We start from the raw sequence: 25,492 nt of genomic DNA, 5'->3' as shown, positions 1-25,492 counted from the left end.
GCACACCGACCGCGTTCCCGAGCCCGCTCCCAGCAGACGCTACCTTCCGGCCATGCCCCCGTCCCATGGGGGCTGCCCGGTGTGCCGGTATCGTTGCTGACGGTCGGCTGCTTCGTAGACTTCCCCGTATTCGGGGGCGCGATGCATTCGTATGAACATACAACCCTCCGAGAAAGGGCCCCACCGTGGCCGCCAAGCCCGTGGCCAAGCGCCTCGTCGTGCTGGTCTCCGGATCCGGCACCAACCTTCAGGCGCTGCTCGACGAGATCGCCGCCGTCGGACCCGAGGCGTACGGCGCCGAGATCGTGGCCGTGGGCGCCGACCGCGAGAACATCGAGGGGCTGGCGCGGGCCGAGCGTGCCGGGCTGCCGACCTTCGTGTGCAAGGTCAAGGACCACCCGGGCCGTGCGGAGTGGGACGCCGCCCTGGCCGAGGCCGTCGCCGCTCATGAGCCCGACCTCGTGATCTCCGCCGGGTTCATGAAGATCGTCGGCAAGGAGTTCCTCGCGCGCTTCGGCGGCCGGTTCGTCAACACCCATCCGGCCCTGCTCCCCAGTTTTCCCGGCGCCCACGGCGTCCGTGACGCCCTCGCGTACGGCGCCAGGGTCACCGGCTGCACCGTCCACTTCGTCGACGACGGCGTCGACACCGGGCCGATCATCGCTCAGGGCGTGGTCGAGGTCCGGGACGAGGACGACGAGAGCGCTCTGCACGAGCGCATCAAGGAAGTCGAGCGAAGGCTGCTCGTCGAGGTCGTGGGGCGGCTCGCCCGCAACGGCTATCGCATTGAGGGACGAAAGGTAGTTATCCAGTGACCGCCGAGAGCAACAAGCGGCCCATCCGACGGGCGCTCGTCAGCGTCTACGACAAGACGGGTCTGGAAGACCTCGCGCGCGGGCTGCACGAGGCGGGCGTGGAGCTCGTCTCCACCGGGTCCACCGCCGGCCGTATCGCCGCCGCCGGTGTCCCCGTCACCAAGGTCGAGGAGCTCACCGGCTTCCCCGAGTGCCTGGACGGCCGCGTCAAGACGCTGCACCCGCGCGTGCACGCCGGCATCCTCGCCGACCTGCGCCTGGAGGACCACCGGCGGCAGCTGGCCGAGCTGGGCGTCGAGCCGTTCGACCTGGTCGTCGTCAACCTCTACCCGTTCCGCGAGACCGTCGCCTCCGGCGCCACCCCCGACGAGTGCGTCGAGCAGATCGACATCGGCGGCCCGTCGATGGTGCGCGCCGCCGCGAAGAACCACCCGTCGGTGGCGGTCGTCACCAGCCCGGCCCGCTACGCCGACGTCCTCGGGGCCGTCCGCGACGGAGGCTTCGACCTCGGCACCCGCAAGCGGCTCGCCGCCGAGGCGTTCCAGCACACGGCGGCCTACGACGTCGCGGTCGCGAGCTGGTTCGCCTCCTCCTACGCCCCCGTCGACGCTGCGGCTGACAGCGGCTCCGCCGCGGGTCAGTTCCCCGACTTCCTCGGCGCCACCTGGGAGCGCGAGAACACCCTCCGGTACGGCGAGAACCCGCACCAGCCGGCTGCCCTCTACGTGGACGGCGAGGGCGCAGGCCTGGCCAAGGCCGAGCAACTGCACGGCAAGGAGATGTCGTACAACAACTACACGGACACGGACGCCGCCCGCCGTGCCGCGTACGACCACGCCGAGCCCTGTGTCGCGATCATCAAGCACGCCAACCCGTGCGGTATCGCGGTCGGCGGCGATGTCGCCGAGGCGCACCGCAAGGCGCACGCCTGTGACCCGCTGTCGGCGTTCGGCGGCGTGATCGCCGTCAACCGCCCGGTCAGCAAGGCGATGGCGGAGCAGGTCGCCGAGATCTTCACCGAGGTCATCGTCGCGCCCGACTACGAGGACGGCGCCCTCGAAGCCCTCGCCAAGAAGAAGAACATCCGCGTGCTGCGCTGCCCCGAGGGCCCCGGCAACCCCGTCGAGATCAAGCCCATCGACGGTGGTGCCCTCCTCCAGGTCACCGACCGCCTCCAGGCCGACGGCGACGACCCGGCGAACTGGACCCTCGCGACGGGCGAGGCGCTCTCCGCCGACGAACTGGCCGAGCTCGCCTTCGCCTGGAAGGCCTGCCGGGCCGTCAAGTCCAACGCGATCCTGCTCGCCAAGGACGGCGCCTCGGTCGGCGTCGGCATGGGCCAGGTCAACCGCGTGGACTCCGCGAAGCTGGCGGTCGAGCGGGCCGGCGCCGAGCGTGCGCAGGGTTCCTACGCCGCCTCCGACGCCTTCTTCCCCTTCCCCGACGGCCTGGAGATCCTCACCCGGGCCGGTGTGAAGGCCGTGGTCCAGCCCGGCGGTTCGGTCCGCGACGAGCAGGTGGTCGAGGCCGCGAAGAAGGCGGGCGTCACGATGTACCTCACGGGGACGCGGCACTTCTTCCACTGAGCCGTACCCGTTCCGGGGGCCCGTCGTTCGGTGAACGGCGGGCCCGCCTCATGTCGAACTGCGCAGCGCAGCCCAGGTGTTGGGGCCGACCTCGCCGTCGACCTCCAGGCCCTTGGCCCCCTGGAACTGCTTCACGGCGGCCAGCGTGGCGTCGCCGAACTCGCCGTCCACGCCCGACGCACCGACGCTGTAGCCGCGCTTGGTGAGCATGCACTGCACCTGGACCACGCGCTGGCCCCGGTTGCCGCGAACGGTGAGCTCGGTGCCGGAGTAGTACGTGCACTGGGAGTTCCAGGGCGGGGTGGCGGGCGTGGTGGGGGCCGTCGGGGTGGGGGTCTCGGCCGGGGTGCTGCCGCCGCCCGAGCCGTTGCCGGACGTGGCCGAGGCTTCGCCGCCGGGCGTCGGCCGGGTTCCGCCCGCGCCCGCGGCGGATGTCGCGCTCGCGCTCTGGGAGGCGGCTTCCGGCTCCCGCGGCTCGGCCTTCCGCGACTCCTTCTTCTTGCCGGAGGGCGAGACGGACGCGCCGGGCGGCGCGGCGGTCCGGGCGCCGCCCGGGGCGGCGCTGTCGGTCGCCTTGGGCGCGGCCGAGGCCGTCTCGCCCATGGACGGCCGGGTGAGCAGGAAGGCGCTCGCGGCGACGGCGCACACGGCGAGACTCGCGGCGACGGCGAGAAGAGCCTTGCGCTTTCTGCGCGAGCCGCTGCCGACGGGGGCAGGAGCGGGGTCCTGCCAGGGCGGCGAAGGCGATGTGGGCGGTGTCGGCGATGTGGCCGGCGTGGGGTGCCCGAACACCGGGCCCGGGACGGGAGTGGGGCCGGCGCCGGCGCCGGGGCTGGGGAACATGGGCGGCGCCACCGGCGTGCGCAGCTGCACGGTCTCCTCGACGGCGACCCGCTCCAGCACCTCGCAGGCCTGCTGCCGGTCGAGCAGCCGGGCGGCCAGCGGCTCGTGCCAGGCGGGCGGGGTGCCGTGTGCGTGCCCGGCGGCCGTGGCGGCCTCGATGAGCTGCCGCGGAAGGGGCCGGGCGGCGGGATCCTTGGCGAGACAGGCGGCCATCAGCGCGGCCAACGCGGGGTCCACGGCCGTCAGTTCGGCCATGATGTCCTGCTTGGGTTCCTCGAACGCCACCCGGTGCATCACGTCCACGCCCGTGCCGTCGCCGAACGGGGCGTGCCCGGTGGCGGCGTAGATCAGGCTCCCGGCCAGCGAGAAGACGTCCGAGGCGGTGTCGCAGTGGCCCTCGCGCAGATACTCCGGCGCCATGAAGGCGGGCGTGCCGACCCGGCTTCCGGTCGAGGTGATGGCGCTGCCGTCGGCCGCCTGCGCGATACCGAAGTCGATGACGTACACGCCCTGCAGGGACAGCACCACGTTGGACGGCTTGAGGTCCCGGTGCACGACGTCGGCGGCGGCCAGCGCGGCCAGGGCCTGCCCGAGCTCCGCGACCAGCCGCCACACCCCGGCCCGCTCCAGCCGGCCGCACTCGCGGACCGCCTCGGCGAGGTTCAGGCCGGGCAGGAACTGCGTCGCCATCCACAGCAGCGAGTCGTCGAACCCGGTGCCGAGCAGCTGAGGCGTACGCGGGGTGTGCACCCGGGAGTGCACGGCTGCCTCCCGCTCGAAGCGCCGTCTGAACCGGGCGTCCTCGGCGTACTCGGGGCGGATCACCTTGACGGCCGCGAGCCCGGCGGCGTTGTCGCCGGGCCGCGCGAGATAGACGTGCCCCATTCCCCCGCTGCCGAGCAGCCCGAGCGGGATGTACGGCCCGATGCGGCTGGGGTCGGACGGCCGCAGCGGCGTGGCACCCGCCTGCGCCAGGGCGGCGTCGGCCGACGCGGGAGAGTGTGGCGGCGTGGGCCGCTGCTCCGACATGGAACCCCCGATGTACCGATGTCCCGACACGCGGGGTTGTTCACCCCGGTCGACGAGAGGCTATCGCGGGCTCGGACGCCACGTGCGCCCAGTTCGTTTCAGGGGCGGGCCAGTTCGCACCACACTGTCTTGCCGACGCGCGTCAGCCACACGCCCCAGCGCCGGGCGACAACGTCGAGCAGCAGGAGGTTTGCGACTCCAAGAACCCAGAGGGCCCGGCACTGGTGTTCCCCACCCGTGTCCGAGCCCTCTTCGTCAAGTCGCTCTAGTCGACTTCGTACTGCCCGACCTCGATGAAGTACCGCAGTTCCTCCGGCGTTCCGTCGATCACGGTCTCCGCCGCCGCCCGCAGGGCGTCGCTGATCGTCGGGTCGGCCAGGATGCGGGCGACGCGGACGCGGTCGTCCTCGGCGACGGCCAGGCGGTAGCCGGTCTCCAGGAATGCGCGCAGGGCCTCCGGGGTGTCGGCGTCGAGGGCTTCGTTGGCCTCCCGGATGACCGCCTTGTCGGTCTTCGGGTCGGCGGAGCCGAGGATCCGGAGGATCGCGACCCGGTCGTCCTCGGCCTGCGCTGTCCAGCGTCCCGTCTCCAGGAAGTACCGCTGATCCTCGATCGTGCCGTCCATGGCCTTCTGCGCGGCGGCGTAGACGGCCCTGCCCGTGTCCGGGTCGCCGATGATGCGCATGATCGCGACGCGGACGTCGTCGTCGGACATGTCGTCGACGCCGGTCGCGGCGGCTGTCGCGGCGGCTGCCGCCACGGTGGTGGCGGGCGCCGACGCCGCGCCGGCGGCGAAGGCCGGGGTGGCCAGCAGGAGGGCCGGGGCCAGGGCGGTGGCCACGAGGGTCAGGGCGGCACGGGCAGGTCTCACGTGGAACCTTCCTTGTCTGCGGCATGCGCGGCGATCCGCGGCATGTGCGGGTGCGTGTATCTTCCCGCCATCCCCGGCCGCGATCACCGTAATAAGCAAGCACCCTTCAACCAGGCGCGGTTGCCGGGCCCTGGCAGTCGAACCATCGGCGCGTCGCGGCAACCTCGGAACTCTCAGGGTCACTTCTTGCCGGGCGGCGTGTACTCCTTGAGGTAGTGGGCGACGCGGGCGGCGTAGTCGCGGTACTTCGGGGGAACTCCGCCCGCGTTGTTCACGACCTTGGTCGAGGTGCGGTAGGCGGCCGCCAGCAGGACCCGGCGGTCGCCGGACAGACCGCTCGGGCGCAGGCGCGGTTCCATGTAGCAGAGGTAGCGGCCCACGGCCGGGATGGACTCGGCCGGGGTGAGGGGCGGCCGGGGAGTCTCCTCCGCGGCGACGCCGTCCGAACGGATCCACCAGCGCAGCAGGCTCGGCGTCCAGCGGGCGATGCCGTACTCGCCCTCCTTGCCCGCGGACGGGTCGGACAGGTCCGGGTCGAAGTTGCTCTCCGCCTTCAGCAGGGCGGCGATCAGCGCGGGAGTGACCTCCCGCTGGACGCAGTCGTGCGCCGAGTCGACGATGAGGCGCCGGTAGGCAGCCGGGATGCCCTTGTCCGTACGGAGTTCGGCGGCGCCGTAGGTCGCGGGCGTCACCTTCTCGGTCTCGCCGCCCGTGCCACCGGTGTCGGCCCAGGTGTTGATGCCGTAGCCGAGCGCGGACATCGCCACCACGGCTGCCGCGGCGGCCAGCACCGACGTACGGCGGGAGCGGCGGCGCGACAGGAGTGCCCGGGGCAGGCGGGGCGAGCGGGCGGTGCCGGCCGCGGCCTCGACCCGGCGCAGCAGGTCCTGGGTGCCGACGCGGGCTTCGTGCGTACGGGACAGACAGTCGCGGACGATCTCCCGCCAGACGTCCGGGAGTTCGGGGGACAGCCGCAGGTCGTCGGTGCCGCGCGCATAGGCGGCGGCCGCGTCGCGGCGGGCCGTCGGGGTGCCGCCGGGCAGCGGGAAGGAGCCGGTCAGCAGGAGATGCGCCAGGACCCCGAAGGCCCAGACGTCCGCCGACGGGCGGATACGGCGGCCCCGCTCGCCGATCTCCGACCACAGCAGCTCCGGCGGCGTGTAGTCGGGGGTGGAGAACGCGGGCGTGTACGCGTGGGTGCCCTCCAGTTCGGCCGCCATGTTGAAGTCCGCGAGCCGGGCCGAACCGTCCGCCATCAGCAGCACATTGGCCGGTTTGAGGTCGCCGTGCACCCAGCCCGCGTGATGCAGCTGCGCCAGCCCTTCACAGATCTGTGCGAGCAGGGCGGGACCGGCGGCGGGGGTCGGGTCGGCCGCCAGCAGTGCGGCGAGCGAGCCCTGCGCCTTCTCCAGCACCAGGACGGTGGCGCCGTCGAGCGGGGGGTGCGCCGGGTCGTCGACGACGAGGGTGTCGTACATCCGGATCAGCCGCGGCTGCTTCAGCCGGCGGTGCAACTCGACCTCGCGCTCGACGAGTTCGCGCAGGTGGGTGAGTTGGCGGGGGGTTCCGGTGCCGGTGGGCAGGAACTTCAGGGCCGCGGTCCGCGGCAGGTCCTCGGCGTCGCCGGTGCGTCTGCCCTCGTACACGCTCCCGAACGCCCCGGTGGCGATCGGCTCCCGCACCTCCCACTCGCCCACCCGGTACCCCCTGGGCACGGGTACGGCGTAGGGCTCGGTCACCGGGCGGCCCGGCCGGTCGCGGTCTCCCGGAGCACGACGAGGTCGTCCTCCCGTACGAGGTCGAACCGCAGCGCCAACGACACCAGGGACTCCTTCTTGCCGTTGAGGCGCGGGCCGGTGTCCGCCGTCTCCGGGCCGGGCTTGAGGCGCAGTTTCACGGCGAGGTAGTCGATGTTCCACTGCACCGAGGTGCGCGACGCCGCAGGCCACGTGGGGCGCAGCCGGTCCACGACCTGGTCGACGGTGGGCAGCGCGGCGTGCGGTTCACCGCGCAGACGGGGTTCGCACAGGGCGGCGAGCACCGCGAAGTACCGCTTCGTACGGTCCACGGAGAAGGCCGGTGCGGTGGTCGCCCCGTCCAGGCTGCCCTCGGAGCCGATGTAGTCGTGGCGCGGCGCCCACACCTCGATCGCCAGCAGATCGCCGGCCGCGGGCAGCACGATCCGTGAGAACTCGAACGGGATCGGCGCGTCCAGCCGTCCCGGCCCCACCTTGATGTGCTCGCCCGCGCCTTCCGGGTTCTCGACGACGTACGTCTGCTCCCGGCTGAGGTTGCTCAGTATCCAGAAGGCGCCCTGCGCGGTGATCACACCGGCTCTGCGGGACACCCCGTCGTGCGTGATCGCGAGGCCGTTGCCGGAAACGGATCGCCCGAAGCCGAGCCGCTCGCCGGGCGCCAGCCGGTGCTGGGTGGGTCGGTTCTCGTCCTCCGTGGTCGGCGGAGGTACCACGATGATGCTGTACAAGGTGCGTCTCCCCGTGCCTGACGGCTACCCACGTCAGGGTAGGGGGACGCGGCCGGGCCGTGTCCCCCTCGAACAGGTGAGACACGGCCCTCGGCGGTGATTGGCGTGAAACTGTGCCCCGGCTACTGCGGTTTCCGTGAAGGTCCGGTGTGCGTCAGTAGCGAGGGCGGCTGAACCACGCGGACGCCGCGCTGTTCACCATCGAGGCGAGGATGATGCCGGCGATGGCGAGGGAGATCAGACCGCCGAAGGTGGAGGAGCCGCCCCCGCCGTTCACGGTGTTGACGAGGCCGCCGAGGATCATCAGCGAGGCATACACGATCGTGGTGACGCGGATGCCGCTGCCGCCGTTCTTGAACTTCACGCCCAGGAAGATGGAGAGTGCTCCCAGGCCGATGAAGAGAGCCGCGAGCAGGAAGCCGAGGCCGGCCAGGGTGTCGGTGTCGTCACCCGAGCCGACACCGTTGGAGACGTCCTGGAGGGCGCCGACGGCGATACCCGCGAAGAGGCCGCCGAGGATCTGGAAGCCGGCGAGGATGAAGAGGAAGACACGGGCCGTCTTCATCAGGCCCGGCATCTCCATCGGCATCATGGCGCCGCCCGGGTAGCCGGGGTAGGCCGGCTGACCCTGCGGGTAGCCGTAGCCGGGCGCCTGGGGCTGCTGCGGGTAGCCGTAGCCGGGCTGGCCCTGCGGCTGCTGCGGCGGGTAACCGGGCTGGCCCTGGGGAGGCGGGCCGTAGGGGTTGTTCGGGTCGCCGAAACTCATGGCGGTCTTTCCTCCGTTGTCCGAGTGCGGGGACGCGCGGCACGGTGCGGAGGAGAGTTGACTGGTGCGGTTCGTCCCCCCGGTACAGCCCGCGGCACTGCAGTCACATCGTTCTTTAGTCGGCTCTTACTTGTCCAGCCGCATTCCCTATGTGTTGTGCAAGTGCAACATCGCTGATCATGGGCGGATACGGGCGCAGATGGGGTGACGGAGGCCACGTGGGACCCGGATTGGAACCGGGAGGGCGTCATCCAGGAAGATGGGAGTCATGACCGCCCAGATTCTCGATGGCAAGGCCACCGCAGCCGCGATCAAGTCGGACCTGACCGCCCGCGTGGCGGCGCTGAAGGAGAAGGGCGTCACGCCCGGACTCGGCACGATCCTGGTCGGGGACGACCCCGGCAGCCAGAAGTACGTCGCCGGCAAGCACCGCGACTGCGCCCAGGTGGGCATCGCCTCCATCCAGCGCGAACTGCCCGCCACGGCGACCCAGGAGGAGATCGAGGCCGTCGTCCGCGAGCTGAACGAGGACCCGGCCTGCACCGGCTACATCGTCCAGCTGCCGCTGCCGAAGGGCATCGACGAGAACCGCATCCTGGAGCTGATGGACCCGGACAAGGACGCCGACGGTCTGCACCCGATGAACCTCGGGCGGCTGGTGCTGAACGAACCCGCCCCGCTGCCCTGCACCCCCAACGGCGTCCTCACCCTGCTGCGGCGGTACGGCGTCGAGATCAAGGGCGCCGAGGTCGTGGTCGTCGGCCGCGGTGTCACCATCGGCCGGCCGATGCCGCTGCTGCTGACCCGGCGCAGCGAGAACGCGACGGTCACGCAGTGCCACACCGGGACCCGCGACCTGGCCGCGCACCTGCGCCGCGCCGACATCATCGTGGCCGCCGCGGGCTCGGCCCATCTGGTCCGCCCCGAGGACGTCAAGCCCGGCGCGGCCGTCCTCGACGTCGGTGTCTCGCGCAACGCCGAGGGCAAGATCGTGGGCGACGTCCACCCCGGTGTCGCCGAGGTGGCCGGCTTCATCTCCCCGAACCCCGGTGGTGTGGGCCCGATGACCCGGGCGCAGCTGCTGGTCAACGTGGTCGAGGCGGCGGAGCGCGGTGTCGGCTGAGCCGGGCGCCGGAAAGGCGGAGGAGATCCAGGACATCGAGGTGACCGACGACATCGAGGTCCGGGATCCGGTGAGCGCGCCCGACGCGCAGGGCAGGTCCCGGCGGACCACCCGTCGCTTCCCGCTGTTCACCCGCGACACGGCACGTCCCGAGGGCGGCGGTCGCGCGGCGTCGGGTGATCTGCCGGCGCCCGCCCGGCAGTGGCCCGTCCTCGTCGTCCTCGGACTGGTCGGGGTCGGCCTGCTGATCACCGCGCTCGATGTGTTCCGCGTCGGCACCCTGTTCATCGGCGGTGCCCTGCTGGCCGGTGCGGTGATGCGCTGGCTGCTGCCGAGCGTCGGCATGCTCGCGGTCCGCTCCCGATTCACCGACATAGTGACGTACGGCGTACTGGGCCTGACGATCGTGCTGCTGGCGCTGATGGCGCAGCCGAAGCCGTGGCTGCAGGTCCCGTTCCTCAAGGACGCGCTGCACTTCACGGTGGAGAACTAGAAGCGTTCGGTGTGACGGCGGCCCGTCCTCTCCCCCGAGGAAGGACGGACCGCCGTCTGCGTCAACCCTCGGGCACGGCGAAGGCGCTGTTCAACGCCTGTCAGTGCGCTGTGGCACGGAAGTGACCGTTCCGCTACGTCGGATACGCCGGGGGAACCAATGCGGCATGTCATGTCGTCACCCGATCGGGTTCGGTTCGGAGGTGAGCGATGGGTGCGTGGCAGCCGCTGCCCGACGATCTGCCGTCGGAGGTGCGGCACTTCGTGGAGCAGTTGCGGCAGCTCAAGGACCGTACGGGCCTGAGCCTGGTCGCGCTGGGCGCGCGCACCGCGTACAGCAAGTCCTCCTGGCAGCGCTACCTCAACGCCACCCAGCCCCCGCCCCGGCAGGCGGTCGTCGCGCTGTGCCGCGTCGCCGGGATCGACAAGGACGAGGCGGAACGCTTCGGGGTGCGGTGGGAACTGGCCGTGCAGGCATGGCCGAAGCCGGTCACCGTGCCGGAGAAGTCCGAGGACGTGACGCGGGCCGTCGACGGTACGGGGATCGAGAACGAGGAGAACGGCGAGTACGAGGACGATCCCACCCTGCCCTGGTGGGACGCGCCGCCGAAGGCGTCGCAGCCGCCGTCGCGCCGGCTGCTGACGGTGGCCGTAGTGCTCGTCGTGGTGCTGGTGCTGGCGGCCGTGATCGGGGCGGTCGCGCTGGGGTGAGCCCCCCGGGACGGACGCGTCCGACTTGCCCGAATGCGGTTCATGTGGCGTGAGTGATCTTTTATGTGCTTTCTGTGTGTCGATGTGTTGACAAGTTCGCGGATTTGCCAGGAATTCGTTCAGTAAGCGGGCTAGCGTGGTCGATCGGGACGTCCGGGGCGTCCCGCTGGTGTGTAAGGGCTTACTGCCAGGGTTGTGTCTGCCGGCGAGGGAGGCCGGTGGAACACTGGACGCGGTCCTACGGGCGTGCGACGGTGCATGCCCACGGTCCCAATGCTCCCGTGCGCCCCCACCCCGGGAACTGAGATCCTTATTGGGCGCATCCCTGTGGGTAGCCACATCGGGGACTCGGCAGAGGGCACCACGCGCGGGGGAAACGCGAGAAACACCAGCACGAACCGGGGGGAAGAGGGGGGAAGCAATGCCTCGTTGGAGGGCCTTGCCGGATGAACTCGATCCGCAGGTCAGGGAGTTCGCGAGCCAGTTGCGTCGGCTCGTGGACCGCAGTGGTCTGAGCATCGCGGCGCTGGCCGACCGCACGGGATACAGCAAGACGTCCTGGGAGCGGTACCTGAACGGGCGGCTGCTCGCGCCCAAGGGCGCGATCGTGGCGCTCGCCGAGGTCACCGGTACGAATCCGGTCCATCTGACGACGATGTGGGAGCTCGCCGAGCGTGCCTGGAGCCGCTCGGAGATGCGCCACGACATGACGATGGAAGCGATCCGGATCTCCCAGGCCCGCGCGGCGCTGAGCGAGTTCGGCGCGCCTCCGGCGAACGCCAAGGGCAGCGCGAAGGCGGGCAAGGGCGCACACCGCGGCGGCAGCGCCACGACCGCGCCCAAGCCCGGGGTGGCCGGTCCGGCCGGTGTGGCACCCACCGTGCCGCCCTCCGTGCCGGTGCAGCCCACCGCGCCGGAGACGCGCGACTCCGCGGTCCGCGACGCTCCGGTACGGGGCACCGGCGGGGACGACGTCCGGGACGGCGCGGACTCCGGAGGCAACTCGTGGGGCCTGGCGGGGTATCGAGGGCCGTCGCCGACGGGAAGCGGCGGTCGCACGACGGGGAGGTCCGGGACGTCGGGTGTGTCCGGGCCGTCCGCCGCGGAGTCGGGAGCCGCGTGGACGCCGGGGACGCCGAGTCCGTACGGCGAGCCGCCGCAGGGGCCGCGTCCGGGTGCCGCGTCCTCCGGCGGGGGCGGGGGGAAGCGCCGGCTGACGATGTTCCTCGCGGGCGTCGTCGGCGTGCTCGTCGTGATCGCGGCGGTGTTCTACTTCACCGACGGCGGCAGCGGCAAGAAGGACGAGGAGGCCGCCAAGTCGCCCTCGCCGTCCGCCTCGGCCGACACCGACCTGCCGGCCGGTGTGAAGTGCAGCGGCGCCTCCTGCACCGGCAAGGACGCGGAGGCCATGGGATGCAGCGGTGACCTCGTGACCACCGCCAAGACCGCGACCGTCGGCACGGCCGTGGTCGAGGTGCGCTACAGCGAGACCTGCGGCGCCGCGTGGGGACGCATCACGCAGGCCGCGCAGGGCGACGAGGTGGCCGTGACGGCAGGCAAGGCGAAGGAGACCGGGTCGATCACGGTCACCGGCGACACGATCGCGTACACGCCGATGGTGGCCGTGAAGGACGCCGGCGAGGCCATCGCCTGCGCGACGCTGGCCGCCGGTCCTGAGGGCTGCACGCAGTAGCGCGACGAGGCCGATCAGCACGGTGACCGAGGGGGCGCGGCCCCTTCGGTCACCGTTCTCGTTCCGGGCGAAAAGAATTCCGGTGGGGCAGGAGTGCGGCGGCGCAAAGTGGGCACGCGCACCGTACCCCCACGGGAGTCCGGCATCGGTACCCCCACAGGCGGCCGCCCGGGTTCCCTCTCCCGAACCGGGCGGCCGCCCCCTTTTGTGGCACTCGTGGTCGTTCTGTGGGGTGGGCCACACGGACCCGGCCGTGCGGGATCCCGGAGGCGCGATAGCCTGACCGGTGGATCTCTCGACGCCAAGAGATCGATCATCTCTACATCCCGCACCCCGGGGGCAGAGACGCCCCACCGCCAGCTGTCATACGGAGAACGCCATGACCCGCACTCCCGTGAACGTCACCGTCACCGGCGCGGCCGGCCAGATCGGCTACGCCCTGCTCTTCCGCATCGCCTCCGGCCAGCTGCTCGGCGCGGACGTGCCGGTCAGGCTGCGACTTCTCGAGATCACGCCGGCGCTCAAGGCGGCCGAGGGCACGGCCATGGAGCTCGACGACTGCGCGTTCCCGCTGCTTCAGGGCATCGACATCAGCGACGACCCGAACGTCGCCTTCGACGGCGCCAACGTCGCCCTCCTCGTCGGCGCCCGCCCCCGCACCAAGGGCATGGAGCGCGGTGACCTCCTGGAGGCCAACGGCGGCATCTTCAAGCCCCAGGGCAAGGCCATCAACGACCACGCCGCGGACGACATCAAGGTCCTCGTCGTCGGCAACCCGGCCAACACCAACGCGCTCATCGCCCAGGCCGCCGCGCCGGACGTACCGGCCGAGCGCTTCACCGCGATGACCCGCCTGGACCACAACCGCGCGCTGACCCAGCTCGCGAAGAAGACGGGCTCGACGGTCGCCGACATCAAGCGTCTGACGATCTGGGGCAACCACTCCGCCACCCAGTACCCGGACATCTTCCACGCCACCATCGCCGGCAAGAACGCCGCCGAGGTCGTCAGCGACGAGAAGTGGCTCGCCGAGGACTTCATCCCGACCGTCGCCAAGCGCGGCGCGGCGATCATCGAGGCCCGCGGCGCCTCGTCCGCGGCCTCCGCCGCCAACGCCGCCATCGACCACGTCCACACCTGGGTCAACGGCACCGCCGACGGCGACTGGGTCTCCATGGGCATCCCGTCCGACGGTTCCTACGGCGTGCCGGAGGGCCTCATCTCCTCCTTCCCCGTCACCACCAAGGACGGCAAGTACGAGATCGTCCAGGGCCTGGAGATCAACGAGTTCTCCCGCGCCCGGATCGACGCCTCCGTCGCCGAGCTGGCGGAGGAGCGCGAGGCGGTCCGCGGCCTCGGCCTCATCTGAGCCGACCTCGGCAGTGCAGCGGGCCGCGGGCTCCGCACCGGTTCCCTCCGGCGCGGGGCCCGCGGGCGTTCTACTCCGCCGCGGGCACGCCGACGTCCGCGAAGATGTCCAGGGCCTGCTGCCGCATACCGAGGATCAGCAGCGTGCGGGCCTCGCCGAGGCGGTGGCCGGTGCGGCGGTGGACGGCCAGGGCCTCATGGCCGAGTTCTCCGGCCGTGGCGTCGGCCCCTTCCCGCTGTGCCGTTGCCGACAGGGCGGTCAGGGCCTGGCCCTCCACCACACCGAACGCATGGGTGCGGGCCAGACCCAGCGCTTCCTCGGCGTGGGCGCGGGCCTCGTCGTACCGGCCCAGCCGACGATGGGTGACGGACACGCCCAGCACGCAGTCCGCCTCGGTGCGCCGGTATCCCGACGCGCGGGCCAGGGCCAGCGCCCGACTGCCCGCCCGCAGAGCGCGGTCGAGGTGGCCCCGCTCTCGGTGGGCGGCGGCGATCGTGTTGAGGATGCCGGCCTGGATCCAGCGCCGCCCTCGGTCCTGTCCCGCGGCGAGGGCGCGCTCGGCCTGTTCCAGCGCCTCGTCATGGCGGCCGAGCTCGATGTTCATCCTCGCGACGGCGTCCAGCATCATGGCGCGGTCGTTGCGGTAGCCCCCCTTGCGCGACGGGTCGACCCAAGGGCCGAGGGCCTTGAGACCCTCGGTGAGTCTCCCGAGTTCCCAGTACACCCAGCCCAGGTTCTGCAGCGCCAGGCTGTGGTCGTTCCAGCCGATCTCCTGGTTCCGGACGAGGGCCGTTTCGAGGTGTTCGGCGGCCTCGTCCAGCCGACCCAGGTCCCGGCAGGTCACACCGAGGACGACCAACCCCCCCCGTGAGGGGCGGCCTGTCATGGTCGAAGCCGTGCAGGTTGACGTACAGCTGGCCGTCGGGGAAGCGAGAGCGCACCTGATGCGCCCAGTGCACCGCCAGCGCGGTCTTGCCGATGCCGGCGGCGCCGCCGATCGCGGAGATGACCACCGTGTTGCCCTGTTCGGGCGGGAGCAGCGCGTGCAGTCGGGCGAGTTCGTCGGTGCGGCCCGCGAAACCGGCGGCGTCGTGCGGCAGTTCGGCGGGGACACCGGAGCGTTTCGGGGTGGGGGCGGCCAGCGTCGGGTCGTTGGTGAGGATGAGGTGGTGCAGTGACTGCAGTTCGGGCGAGGGGTCCACGCCCAGGTCCTCGGCCAGGCGCTTGCGGATGCCGTCGTGGTGCAGGAGGGCCTCGGCCGCAAGACCGCACCGGTACAGGGCGGTGAGCAGGAGTCCGGCGAGGCGTTCGTCGAGCGGGTGGGCGGCGGCCAGTTCCCGCAGCCGGGGGAGGACCTCCTCGTGGCGTGCCCGGCGTAACTGCGTCTCGTGATACCGCAGCGAGGCGTCGAGCCGTTCCCGCACGAGACCGGCCCGGGTCGCCTCCGCCCAGGTGCCCGTCACCGCCGACAGCGGCTCGCCGCGCCACAACTCCAGGGCTCGCTCCAGCAGTTCGGCGGCACGGTCGTCGTCGGCTGCACGGGCGCGGGCGATCAGGTCGCGGAACCGGTACAGGTCCACCCGCTCGTCCGGCACCCGTAGCTCGTAGCCCCCTGACACCCGGTTCAGGCGCACGTCGCTCGCCGCCGGGCCGCAGTCACGGAGCGCGGCCCTGAGGCGGCCTATGTAGCCGTAGACCACGTTGCGCGCCGAAGCCGGTGGATCGTCTCCCCACACCCGGTCGATCAGCGTCTCCATCGGTACGAGGCGGTTGGCCTCCATCAGGAGCACCGCCAGCACACACCGCTGACGCGGGTGGCCGAGGCCGACCTCCGAGCCGTCCGCCCACGCCTGCACCGGCCCCAGCAACCGGATCTCCACCGGCCCGTCCCTCCGTCACCGCCCTGCTGTCCGACCGGCCATGGTCCAGTGCGCGCGATCCGCGCGTACAGGTTTCCTCAACATTCCCGCGACTCCGCCCCGGAAGGCTGACGGCAGTGAACCCGAGCCCGACCGTCGAGACGAGCCCCACCGTGTACCCGATCACCGCCGTGAAGGTCTCGAACCCTTCCTGTCCCACGCCCCCCGACCGACGCACCGTCCCCTCACCTCGCCACCACCACGCCATCACCGCTCTTGCAGCCCAAACCCGAGTTTTCGCCAACTCTCCATCCGCTGACCGAATCCCGGCGTCGGCAGGACCCGTTGTTCGAGCGTCGGGTCTGACCTCACGGTCGTTCCCCCGGATGCGGGCGCGGCGGGCGCGATCCGTCGTGGTCGCCGGGGGGCGGGGTGCGGCGGAGGGGTGCGGTGACGGGGCGACCAACCTGGCATTCCGTAACTACCGGCCAGTACCCCTGGTATGGCGCAATCCGCTCGGCCCGGACCTTCGCCCTGCCACCATCGACACCCATCGAAAATCCAGGCGTCAGGACTGCGGCGGGGGACTGGCCATGGGGCTGCTCGGAAATGAGCTGGCGTTCGCACAGACGCTGACTCCCCAGGAGCACGAGGGCGTCATGGCCCTCGGTCATCACAAGCGATATCCGGCCGATGCCCATCTCCTCACCGAGGGCGACCGGTCCAGTCACGTCGTGATCATCATTCGGGGGTGGGTGACCGTGTCCGTGGCCACGGACCGTGGGGCCACCCGGCTGATACTCGGCCTGCGCGGCCCGGGTGAACTGCTGGGCGAGATGGCCGCGCTGGACCAGCATCCCCGCAGCGCCACCGTGCGCGCGCTGGGTCCCATAGAGGCCCAGGTCATATCCGGGGACGCGTTCCGCCGCTTTCTCGCCCTGCACCCGCGGGTGAGCGGTCTGGTGATACGCCAGCTCACCTTCCGGCTCCGCAGCGCCGACCAGGAGCGGTCCGCACTCGCCTCGCTCACCGTGCTCCAGCGTCTGGCCGGCCGGCTCATCGAACTCTCCGGAGCCGACACCTCCGGCCCCTACGCCCCGCCCGCTGCCGCCGCTTCGAGCGGCACCGCCCTCTCCGGCCCCGTCGTCCAGCTGGCCCAGGACGAGCTGGCCGCCACGATAGGGGCCACCCGGGAGGCCGTCGCCAAGGCCCTGCGGCTGCTGCGCACCCAGAACATCGTGCGCACCGGCAACCGGATGGTGGAGATCCTCGACCCCGCGCTGCTCACCCTCCTCGCGGACGGTCATCAGGAGTAGACCCACGCCCCGCCGTGTGTAAACGGCTACAGACGCCTCTTCGTCCGGCACCGACCCTGAGGGGACGGACCCTTTGGCCGACGACCCGTCACGGGCCGTCCGGACGGTCGTCGCCGAGGCTCCTCGGCGCCACTCATCAGCACGAACCACCTCTTCGGCAAGCGAACAGATCATGCAGGGGGCACGGGTGAACCACGACGTACCGGAACTCACCGAGGCGCACTACGAGTTGGTGATCAGCGTCGACGCCAGACGCTCCGGCGAGTACGACGACGTCGACAAGGCGCGGATGCGCGCCCGGATCTACCGGGTGCTGGAGACGGCCTTCACCCACGCCAAGGTCGCGCGGGACGCCGTACACCTGGAGGACCGCGGCGACGGCGTGCTGGTGTCGGTCGCCGGGCGGATCGCGGCGAGCCGGCTGCTCGGGCTGTGGCTGGTCGAGGTGCACGAGAAGCTGCGGGACGAGAACCGTGACCTGGCCGTCCCGCTCGGGCTGCGCATCGGCATGCACGTCGGCCCGGTCCGGCACGACGAGCGGGGCATCAGCGGCCGTGCCGTCGACCTCGCCTGCCGGCTGGCCGACTCCTCCGTCGCCAGGCGACTGCTGGACGCCGAGAAGGCGGACCTCGTGCTGGTGACCTCACGGTCCCTGTACGAGGACGTGGTCAGCGCGGGCGGCAAGTTCATCGAGCCGGCGCACTACGCCCCGGCCCGGCTGGAGCTCAAGGAGGGCGAGGTCACCGCCTGGTTCCAGCTGCCCGGGCGGCCCGCCCCGGTGATCCCCGAGGCCACGCCCGTACCGACACCGACCCCGTCGCCCTCCGGCGCCGACGACCTCGACGAAGGCGACGAGGACGACTTCGAGGCCGTGGACATGGACGGCCATCGGCCCGGTCACGTCGGCATTCAGCAAGACGTCGGGCGCGACGCCTTCCACAACGAACACAACGTCTACCACGGCACCGTGCAGATGGGCGGGTCCGGCAACCGGGCCACCGAGCAGGGGAGGGGCTGAGCCGAGTGAGCGACGACGAGCAGGGCGGCGCGGCCGACGACGCCCCCGACGAGCCCGCCGGGGGACGGTCGTCCGACGACGGCAGGAAGGGCGGGGACGACAAGAAGGGCGGCGACGACCGCAAGCGCGACCGGGAGGACCGTAAGCAGGAGCGGGACGACCGCAAGCGGGAACGGGGCGGCAGGAAGAGCGGGGGCGACCGCAAACAGGACCGCGATGACCGGGACCGGGACGACGAGGACGACTCCGACGAGGAGAAGTCCGCCGAGGACGAGGAAGCGGAGAAGGAGAAGGAGCGGGAGAGGGAACGCGAGCGCGCCGCCGGCCGGTTCAAGGAGCGCACCCGCGACCCCCTCGCCGACGACCAGGGCGAGGAGGGGCCCACCGACCTCGCCGCCGCGGCCCGCACCCGCCGGGCCACCCGGCAGCTCTTCGACGTCCACCGGGACCTGATCAGCTTCGCCCACTCGCGGCTCCAGAGCGCCCACATCGGCGACAACATCAACCTCATGCTGGGCGCCCGCCGCCCCGGCGCCGGACTGCGCGGAGGCCCCGTCCCCGAGGAGGAACTGCGCAGGCTGCGCCGGGCGCACGTGCCGCCGGAGGGGTACGTACGGCTGCGCAACGCGCTGCGCGCCCGGCGCCTGCTGGTGCTCGGTGCCGCGCCCGGCACGGGACGTACGAGCACGGCGCTCTCGCTGCTCGACGAGGTCACCACCTCCGGGGCGGACGGCACCGACGCCGAACGGGTGCGCCGGGTCGGCCTGGACGGCAGCATCCGGCAGCTGGCCGAGACGCTCGACGGCGAGGGCGGCGAGGCGTTCCACGGCATCGGCCATCTGCTGGAGCTGTCCCTGACCCGGCCCGACGCGCTGCCCCCGGACGAGATGGACCTCGACGAGCTCGCCGCGGCGCTGGCCCGCCGGGAGGCCTTCGCGGTGATCGTCGTCACCGTCGGCTCGGCGGTGAACCCGCTGCTCGCCGGGCGGTACGGCATGCTCTGCCCGCCCGCGCCCACCGACGAACTGCTCACCACCCGGCTGCGCGAACGCCTGGAGGAACGTACCGCCGAGGCCCGCGACGGTGACGCGTCCCTCGACGACCTGCTGGCCCGTGCCGCGGACCTCGCGGCCCGGGACGAGGTCACGGAGGCGGTCGGCCTGACCGATCTGCGGCCCGCGGAGACCGAGTTGCTCGCCTCGCTGCTGGCCGGGCATGTGCTGGGCGACGTCTCCTACCACGACCTGCTGTCCGGCTGCCGCAGCATCGCCGCCGAACAGGCCCAGGAGTGGTTCGCCGGTGTGGACCGGGCCCTGACCGCGCCGACGGCCGAGCCGGAGCGGCCGGACCGGGCCCGCGTGCGCTCGGGCACCGCGACCCTGTTCCACCCGGTGGCCTTCCGGATCGCGCTGGCCGTGCTCGGCGGTGCCTCGCACAGCGCCGTGGCCGCCGCTGCCCACCTGCTGACCTGGGAACTGTCGGTGCAGTCCGACCCGGACAACACCCCGGCCCGCCCGCTGTTCTGCGACGACCCCGAGGCCGACGTGGCGCTCTCGCGCGCCGAACTCACCGACGGCAAGGTCGAGGTGGACGGCCACGACGTGCCCGCGCGGCTGATCCACTACCGGGGCAGCGCGCTGCCGTCCGCCGTGCTGACCGAGCTGTGGGACCGGCACTTCCCGGTGCGGGCGCCGGTCGTGCGCTGGCTGCGGCTGCTCGCGGACGACCCCCGCTCCCAGGTGTGGATGCGCGCCGCGGTCGCCGCCGGAGAGCTGTGCGTACGGGACTTCGACCACGGCTACACCGAGCTGGTCCGCCCGCTCGCCGAGGCCACCACGAACCGCCGGCTGATCTTCGCGGCCACCACGCTGGACCAGGCCGCCGGACACGACTCCCACCGCAAGGCCGTGCACAAGCTGGTCGGCGACTGGAGCAGGAAGGGCACCGCCTCCCACCGCTGGACCGCGGCCTGGGCGCTGGGCTACGGCAACGCCGCCGCCACGACCGACGACACCCTCGACGCACTCGCCAGGATCGGGGTCCGCGACGACGGGGAACTGGCCGGCGTCGCCTCCCACAACGTCGTACGGCTGCTGGTGCTGCCGGACGCGGCGGAGGTGCTGGAGCGGATGGCCGAGTGGACCCACCACAAGCGCGAGCCGTACCAGGACCTGGGGCTCGCGGCCACCGTGCGGCTCGCCCTGACCACGGTGGACGAACTGCTGATGGACCCCGACTCGCTGGTCGAGGACAGCGACTCCCCGTGGGGGGACCGCGGGGACTGGCCGGTACTGCTCGCGCTCGCCGCGCTCCGGCCCGAACTGGTGCCCGCGATGGCCGACTTGATGTGGACCGCGCTGAACACGGCGCGGTCGAAGGACGTGGCGATGGACTCGCTGGAGGAGCTGCTGCGCTCGGCCGAGCGCAAGAGCGGCGCCGAGTGGACCCGGCCGGGGCTGGCGGCACTGCTGCCCGCGCTGTCGACCGAGGAGCACGACCGGCGGCGGCTGGACTGGCTGCTGCGCCGAATGATGAACGACCCGGAGAAGCCGCTCCCCGAGCCGAAGGCGCGCGACCTGTGGTGGCTCGCCGTGGAGCCGGAGGACAGGCCGCGCCAGGCAGGGCCGCGTCGGGACAGGACGCGGGAGGAGGAGAGGTATGGCTGAGAACGAGAACACCGACCCGGACGAGGCGCCCGAGCCGGAGGAGAGGGAGAGCCCCGAACCGACGACGCCCGCGGGCCCGTTCGTCCGGGACTTCAACCCGCTGACGGACGGCTATCCACGGGTGAGTCCGCGCTCGGCGGTGGTCCAGTTCTACCGGAACGGCGGCTACACGGTGAAGCGGGCCGCCGGGGTCCAGCACGTGGACAAGCCGATGCTGGCCCGGCCGCACAGCATCTGCGAGATCGCGCTCGGCACCTATGTGACACCGCTCGCGATGGAGCTGCCGGCCGCCGGCGGCACCACCTTCTTCAAGGCCGAGGTGGACATCGAGTGGGCGGTGACCGATCCCCATCTGGCCGCGCTGGCGGTCGTCACCGACGTCGCCAACCGGCTCACCTCCCCGGTCCTGGAACGGCTGCGCGAGGTCACCACGACCTACCGGGTGACGGAAGCCGAGCAGGCCAACCGTGCGATCACCCGTGAGTGCGCGGGCGGGCGCTGGGCCGACCTCGGCTCCGAACTCGGCCTGCGGGTACGGCTGTACGTCCGGCTGCGGGTGGACGACCGGACCATCGAGCACGCCGACGAGGAGCGGGACGCGCACGCCCAGGCCAAGGTGATCCGGCTGCGGCAGGAGTCGTACCGGCGCATGCTGCAGGGCGGCGAGCTGGAGCAGCTCAGCTTCATGCTGGCGGCCGACCCCGAGGGCGCCAAGGACTTCCTGGAGAAGATCCGCCAGGAGGGCAGGCAGGACGAGAAGGACCGGGTCGCCCGGCTGTTCGCGATGGCCGCGCGCGGCGAACTGGCCACCGTGGACGTGGAGACACAGGTCCTGAACCTCCTCAACCAGGGCGACGGACGGCCCATGGTCGGGCCCATCGGAACGGTGCCCGCACGCCGCCCCCGGGAACTGGAGGAGTCCACCGGCCGACCCTTCAACCCGGACTGGGCGTCGGACGAACCGCCGAGACGGCCTTCCCGTCGGGCGACGCCCTCCGGGGGCGGCGAGTCGGGGCGGTACGGAAGCGATCGGTACGGGAGCGATCGGCGCGCGCCCGGCCGTGGCGGCCTCGATCGTGGAGGTTCCGGCCGCGCCGAGCCGTACGACCCGCGTGACGACGCCGAGTTCGACGAGCCCCGTGCCGGATCCCGTGGGCGGACGTACCGCCCGGAGCCGTACGCCCCCTACGGGGATCACGACGACGAGCCGCGCGCTCGGGACGGCCGCCGGGCACACCGCCCGGCCCCGTCCCCGGACGACGACGAGCCGTCGCGCTATGGCGACCGGTCCCGGACCTACCGGCCGGGCTCGCCCCCGGACCATGACGACGAGTCGTCGCGCTACGGGGACCGGCCCCGGACCTACCGCCCCGGTTCGCCCCCGGACCACGACGACGAGCCCCGCTACGGAGACCCTTCCCGGACCCACCGGTCCGAGCGTCACCGTGTCGGCGATGACGGTGGTTACGACGAACCCCGGGCCGACGTACGGCGGTTGCCGCGGCGGCCCGAGCTCGGGGCCGCGGGACCGGTCCCCGGGGGCGGGCCCGAGGATGGGGCGCGCTCCGGGGAGCGGCCCCGGACCTACCGGCCGGAGCCGTACTACCCGGACGACGAGCGGGAGTGGGAGCGGTCGCGTCGCCGCAGACGTGCCGAGGACGACGGCTGGTCCTGGGCGGAGGAGGACCGATGAGCGCCGAGGGCGGGGCACGCACCTCCCCCGACCCGGTCGTGCCGGTGCCGGACGGGGGTCGGCACTGCAACGACCGGGCGGGGGAGCGCATCGTCGCCGAGCGACTGCTGGCGACCGTGCGGGAGGACCTCGGCCGCGCCGACTCCAAGGCGGCCGTGCTGCTCTCGGGGACGCTGGCGCTGCCCGCGTTCCTCGCCGGGTGGCGCGGCGCCCCCGGCTGGGACGGGCTCGCCGACCTGACGCTGGTCCTGTCCGGTGTGCTCTGGGCCGTCGCGGTGGCCGCGCTGGTCGCGGCGCTGATGCCGCGCACCGGCACGGTCCGTGGCGGGGACGGGGTGACGTACTTCGGGGACCTGGTGGGTTCCCACGACCTCGCCGGGCTGTCCGCCCGGGTCGGCGAGGCCGGGCGCGACCCGGCCGGATGGCTCCTCGTCCAGGCCGTGGACGTCAGCTCGATCCTGTCCGCCAAGTACCGGGCGATCCGCTGGGGGGTGGGCACGCTCGCCCCCTCCGCGGCCCTCGCCGTCGTCTGGGGACTGACCTCGGGCTGATCACGAAAGGGCGCACGCGCGACGGGTGTACCACCGGGCACACCCCGACGCACCGCCGCGCCCGGCACTCACGCGCACCAGCGGCGACGCACACGCGTCACCACCTACACGCCACAAGTGAATCAAGAACCTCCAGATCGAACTTCAGGCACGTATGTCGAAGACCAAGGGGACGACCGTGGGAAGAGTCACGGGAAGACGGCAGACAGGAAGGCCACGGGCGCGCCGGGCCGCGGCCTCGGTGCTCGGCGGCACCGCGGTGCTCGTGTCCCTGCTGGCACCGGCCGGTCAGGATCCGGTGCCGGCGGCGGACTCCACGCCCGCGTTCCCGGCCGTCAACTACGCGGTGGCCGTTGACGAGTCGGCCAGCCTCGCACCCGAGGACATGAAGGCCGAGAAGGCCGCCGCCAAGCGGATCGCGCTCGGCGACGTGTCCTCGTCCTCACAGGTCACCGTGTTCGGTTTCGCCGCCGCGGAGAAGGCCGGCCAGCGCGTGGTGGACCCGGTCTGCCCGCGGACCACGCTGGACGCCGCCGGCCGCGAGGAGGTCGGCAAGTGCGTGGACGAACTGCGCGGCCGCAAGAAGAGCGAGGGCACCGGAACCGACCTGCCGACCGCCATCCGGCAGGGCGTGGACGACCTCACCGACGGCTCCGACGCCTCGGTGCCCCGGGTGCTGTTCCTGCTGACCGACGGGAAGATGGACGTCGAGGACAGCTTCAAGTACGGCGACCCCGCGCACCGTACGGCCGAGGGCGAACGCCAGCTGAAGGCGGCGCTGAAGGAGGCCGCCGCGCAGAACGTGCAGATCTGGCCGCTGGGCTTCGGACCCGACCCGGACAAGAAGCAGCTCGACCAGATCGCCGCCGGCGGCTACCGGAAGGGCTGTGTCGAGCTGCCCTCCGCGACGCCCAGGGCGTACAAGGTCGACGGGGCCAAGGACGTCGGCGGCACGCTGGAGCGGATCTTCGCCGCCGCGCACTGCCTGCGCCACGAGGAGGGCCCCAGCAAGCGGCCCCCGGCCACCCTGGAGATCGGCATCTCCCCGCTGGCGACCGTCGGCAGCATCGTCGTCGACAAGGGCGACCCCGAGGTGAGGATCAGCTACATCGACCCGGCCGGCGACAAGATCCCCACCACGTCCGGGCGTTACAAGGGATCCCGCTTCGAGCTGGCCGGCGGCACCGGCACCGTCGAGGCGCTGAAGATCGTCGACCCGCTGCCCGGCGTCTGGAAGGTGAAGGCCGAGGCCCCGGAGGGCCACCGCTCGCTGCCCGTCGCCGTCAGCGTGCTCTGGCAGGGCGAGCTGCGCGGCGCCATCACCATGGACCCGCCCTCGCCCCAGGCCGGCGAGAAGGTCACGGTGACCATGCGGCTGCAGACGCGTGAGGGCTACGAGATCAAGAACCCGCGCGACTACGAGGGCCTGCGCGTGCGCAGCGAGCTGACCGGCGACGGCTTCTCCGCGCTGGCGCTCGACCTCGCCGACAACGGCAAGGGGCCCGACCCCGACGCCAGCGACGGCTCCTTCACCGGCACCGTGACGATCCCCGAGGACGCCGACGGGGCCCTCACGGTGAGCGCCACGCTGACCGCCTCGGGACTGAGCGCCGACACCCGCAGCGAGACCGGCGAGGTCGCGCCCGGCGAACTCCCCGTCAAGGCACCGCTCGAACTGCCCGCGGGCAGCACCCACCCCGGCGGCACCGTCACCGGCACGCTCGACGTCAGCAACACCACCGACGCTCCGCACACCCTGCGGCTGTCCGTCGCCGACGTGAAGGACGGGCTGCTCTCCGTCGAGCCGAAGGAGATCACCCTCAAGCCCGGTGAGCAGGGCACCCGCGAGGTCACCGTCCGGGTCTCCCCGAAGAGCGCCTTCGGCGACCGCCTCGGCGACGGCCTGGACCTGTCCGGCACCTTCACGGTCGTCGACACCACCGACGACCTCCGGACCCTGGAGCGCGCCCCGGTCTCGGTACGGGTCACTCCCGAACCCGGGCTCTGGGACAAGTACTGGTGGGCGTTCGTGGCGGGCGCCGCCGCGCTCGCGCTGGCCGTCGCCGCGGCCGTCGCCTGGCTGGGACTGCGCCGCCGCCGGCGGGACCCGTCCGGGCTGATCCTGCAACTGGTCTCCGCGGACGGCACCGTCGTCAACGAGCACCGGGCCGGCCACGGCAACAACAAGCAGTGGTACGAGTTCGCCGTCGCCGAGGCCCACCGCAGCCCGCGCATCGAGCGGCGCGCACACGGCCCGTACGCCGTCCGGCGCAGGCGGGAGGGCGGCGCGGTGGTGCGCAAGGGCGGCAGCCGCATCCCGCTGCCCACCCACGGCCAGGTCCAGCTGACCGACACGCTGAGCCTCGCGCTGGGCGGGACCCCGGGGCAGGGGCCCCGGCCGACGCAGGGCGCCTTCGCCGGCGGCCCCGACCCAAGGCCGTCGGCCCCGAGCGGCGGCGCCTACGACGAGTTCCTGTGACCCGAGGGGCGGGCCGGACCCGGCACCCCCGGCCCGCCCCTCGTCCCACCGCATCGCACCGCCGCGCGGCCGGCCCGCCGCGCGGCATCACCGACGTACCCAGCACAGACCTGCGGCCCCCGTCGGC

The 25,492-nt window shown here is 72.5% G+C and carries 20 protein-coding genes; 13 read left to right on the top strand and 7 right to left on the bottom strand.

What is annotated here, in order from left to right:
- Positions 1–185: 185 nt before the first annotated feature.
- Both purN and purH read left to right on the top strand, forming a co-directional pair.
- A complete protein-coding gene (gene purN / locus ACFPQ9_RS16355) occupies positions 186–815 on the top strand; it encodes a phosphoribosylglycinamide formyltransferase (RefSeq protein ID WP_380853321.1) in 630 nt (209 codons plus the stop codon).
- The gene (gene purH, locus ACFPQ9_RS16350) at positions 812–2,401 is read left to right on the top strand and encodes a bifunctional phosphoribosylaminoimidazolecarboxamide formyltransferase/IMP cyclohydrolase (RefSeq protein ID WP_380853319.1); all 1,590 of its coding nucleotides are present in this window, start codon (positions 812–814) and stop codon (positions 2,399–2,401) included. Before purN ends, purH begins: the two co-directional genes overlap by 4 nt.
- 48 nt (positions 2,402–2,449) lie before the next feature.
- Here the strand turns inward: purH and ACFPQ9_RS16345 are convergent, their stop codons facing one another.
- The 5 genes from ACFPQ9_RS16345 to ACFPQ9_RS16325 all read right to left on the bottom strand — a co-directional run bounded on the left by ACFPQ9_RS16345 (position 2,450) and on the right by ACFPQ9_RS16325 (position 8,395).
- A complete protein-coding gene (locus ACFPQ9_RS16345; protein ID WP_380853317.1) occupies positions 2,450–4,273 on the bottom strand; it encodes a protein kinase domain-containing protein in 1,824 nt (607 codons plus the stop codon).
- 265 nt (positions 4,274–4,538) lie between these two features.
- Positions 4,539–5,144, bottom strand: a complete 606-nt coding sequence (locus ACFPQ9_RS16340) for an ALF repeat-containing protein (protein ID WP_380853315.1) — start codon at positions 5,142–5,144, stop codon at positions 4,539–4,541.
- Between the two features lie 179 nt (positions 5,145–5,323).
- Positions 5,324–6,883: a protein kinase domain-containing protein gene (locus ACFPQ9_RS16335; protein WP_380853313.1), complete on the bottom strand. Its 1,560-nt coding sequence runs from the start codon at positions 6,881–6,883 to the stop codon at positions 5,324–5,326.
- On the bottom strand, positions 6,880–7,629 hold the full coding sequence (locus tag ACFPQ9_RS16330; RefSeq protein ID WP_380853311.1) for an FHA domain-containing protein: 750 nt from the start codon (positions 7,627–7,629) through the stop codon (positions 6,880–6,882). The genes ACFPQ9_RS16335 and ACFPQ9_RS16330 overlap by 4 nt, the downstream gene beginning before the upstream one ends.
- 154 nt (positions 7,630–7,783) lie before the next feature.
- The gene (locus ACFPQ9_RS16325) at positions 7,784–8,395 is read right to left on the bottom strand and encodes a hypothetical protein (RefSeq protein ID WP_380853309.1); all 612 of its coding nucleotides are present in this window, start codon (positions 8,393–8,395) and stop codon (positions 7,784–7,786) included.
- Positions 8,396–8,663: 268 nt separating this feature from the next.
- Here ACFPQ9_RS16325 and ACFPQ9_RS16320 point away from each other — a divergent pair, with 268 nt between their 5' ends.
- The 5 genes from ACFPQ9_RS16320 (at position 8,664) to ACFPQ9_RS16300 (ending at position 13,783) form a co-directional block, all read left to right on the top strand.
- A complete protein-coding gene (locus tag ACFPQ9_RS16320; protein WP_380853307.1) occupies positions 8,664–9,518 on the top strand; it encodes a bifunctional methylenetetrahydrofolate dehydrogenase/methenyltetrahydrofolate cyclohydrolase in 855 nt (284 codons plus the stop codon).
- Positions 9,508–10,011 carry a DUF3017 domain-containing protein gene (locus ACFPQ9_RS16315; RefSeq protein ID WP_380853305.1) on the top strand — a complete coding sequence of 168 codons (504 nt, stop codon included), beginning with the start codon at positions 9,508–9,510 and terminating at the stop codon, positions 10,009–10,011. Before ACFPQ9_RS16320 ends, ACFPQ9_RS16315 begins: the two co-directional genes overlap by 11 nt.
- A gap of 209 nt (positions 10,012–10,220) precedes the next feature.
- Complete coding sequence (locus ACFPQ9_RS16310; RefSeq protein WP_380853303.1) at positions 10,221–10,721, top strand: helix-turn-helix domain-containing protein; 501 nt, start codon at positions 10,221–10,223, stop codon at positions 10,719–10,721.
- A gap of 439 nt (positions 10,722–11,160) precedes the next feature.
- Complete coding sequence (locus ACFPQ9_RS16305; RefSeq protein WP_380853301.1) at positions 11,161–12,414, top strand: helix-turn-helix domain-containing protein; 1,254 nt, start codon at positions 11,161–11,163, stop codon at positions 12,412–12,414.
- Positions 12,415–12,793: 379 nt separating this feature from the next.
- Positions 12,794–13,783, top strand: coding sequence for a malate dehydrogenase (locus ACFPQ9_RS16300; RefSeq protein ID WP_380853299.1), 990 nt, complete (start codon positions 12,794–12,796; stop codon positions 13,781–13,783).
- A gap of 70 nt (positions 13,784–13,853) precedes the next feature.
- Here the strand turns inward: ACFPQ9_RS16300 and ACFPQ9_RS16295 are convergent, their stop codons facing one another.
- Both ACFPQ9_RS16295 and ACFPQ9_RS44680 read right to left on the bottom strand, forming a co-directional pair.
- Positions 13,854–14,387, bottom strand: a complete 534-nt coding sequence (locus tag ACFPQ9_RS16295) for a tetratricopeptide repeat protein (RefSeq protein WP_380853922.1) — start codon at positions 14,385–14,387, stop codon at positions 13,854–13,856.
- Positions 14,362–15,663: an AfsR/SARP family transcriptional regulator gene (locus ACFPQ9_RS44680; protein WP_465269574.1), complete on the bottom strand. Its 1,302-nt coding sequence runs from the start codon at positions 15,661–15,663 to the stop codon at positions 14,362–14,364. The genes ACFPQ9_RS16295 and ACFPQ9_RS44680 overlap by 26 nt, the downstream gene beginning before the upstream one ends.
- A gap of 572 nt (positions 15,664–16,235) precedes the next feature.
- Between ACFPQ9_RS44680 and ACFPQ9_RS16280 the strand changes: the two genes are divergently transcribed.
- From ACFPQ9_RS16280 to ACFPQ9_RS16255, 6 genes are all read left to right on the top strand, one after another.
- A complete protein-coding gene (locus ACFPQ9_RS16280) occupies positions 16,236–16,958 on the top strand; it encodes a Crp/Fnr family transcriptional regulator (RefSeq protein WP_380853297.1) in 723 nt (240 codons plus the stop codon).
- Between the two features lie 187 nt (positions 16,959–17,145).
- Positions 17,146–17,976, top strand: coding sequence for a nucleotidyl cyclase domain-containing protein (locus tag ACFPQ9_RS16275; protein ID WP_380853295.1), 831 nt, complete (start codon positions 17,146–17,148; stop codon positions 17,974–17,976).
- Positions 17,977–17,981: 5 nt separating this feature from the next.
- Positions 17,982–20,642 (top strand): hypothetical protein, encoded by a 2,661-nt coding sequence (locus ACFPQ9_RS16270; RefSeq protein WP_380853293.1) that lies wholly within the window; start codon positions 17,982–17,984, stop codon positions 20,640–20,642.
- Complete coding sequence (locus ACFPQ9_RS16265; RefSeq protein WP_380853291.1) at positions 20,635–22,335, top strand: hypothetical protein; 1,701 nt, start codon at positions 20,635–20,637, stop codon at positions 22,333–22,335. Before ACFPQ9_RS16270 ends, ACFPQ9_RS16265 begins: the two co-directional genes overlap by 8 nt.
- The gene (locus ACFPQ9_RS16260) at positions 22,332–22,886 is read left to right on the top strand and encodes a Pycsar system effector family protein (protein WP_380853289.1); all 555 of its coding nucleotides are present in this window, start codon (positions 22,332–22,334) and stop codon (positions 22,884–22,886) included. Before ACFPQ9_RS16265 ends, ACFPQ9_RS16260 begins: the two co-directional genes overlap by 4 nt.
- A gap of 178 nt (positions 22,887–23,064) precedes the next feature.
- Entirely contained in the window at positions 23,065–25,365 is a 2,301-nt protein-coding gene (locus tag ACFPQ9_RS16255; protein WP_380853287.1) for a VWA domain-containing protein, read from the top strand.
- Positions 25,366–25,492 lie beyond the last annotated feature (127 nt).

Source organism: Streptomyces coerulescens, assembly GCF_042657965.1.
GTDB lineage: Bacteria > Actinomycetota > Actinomycetes > Streptomycetales > Streptomycetaceae > Streptomyces > Streptomyces coerulescens.
Note: the sequence above shows the minus strand (reverse complement) of the source record. Positions and strands in the feature narration are given on the sequence as shown.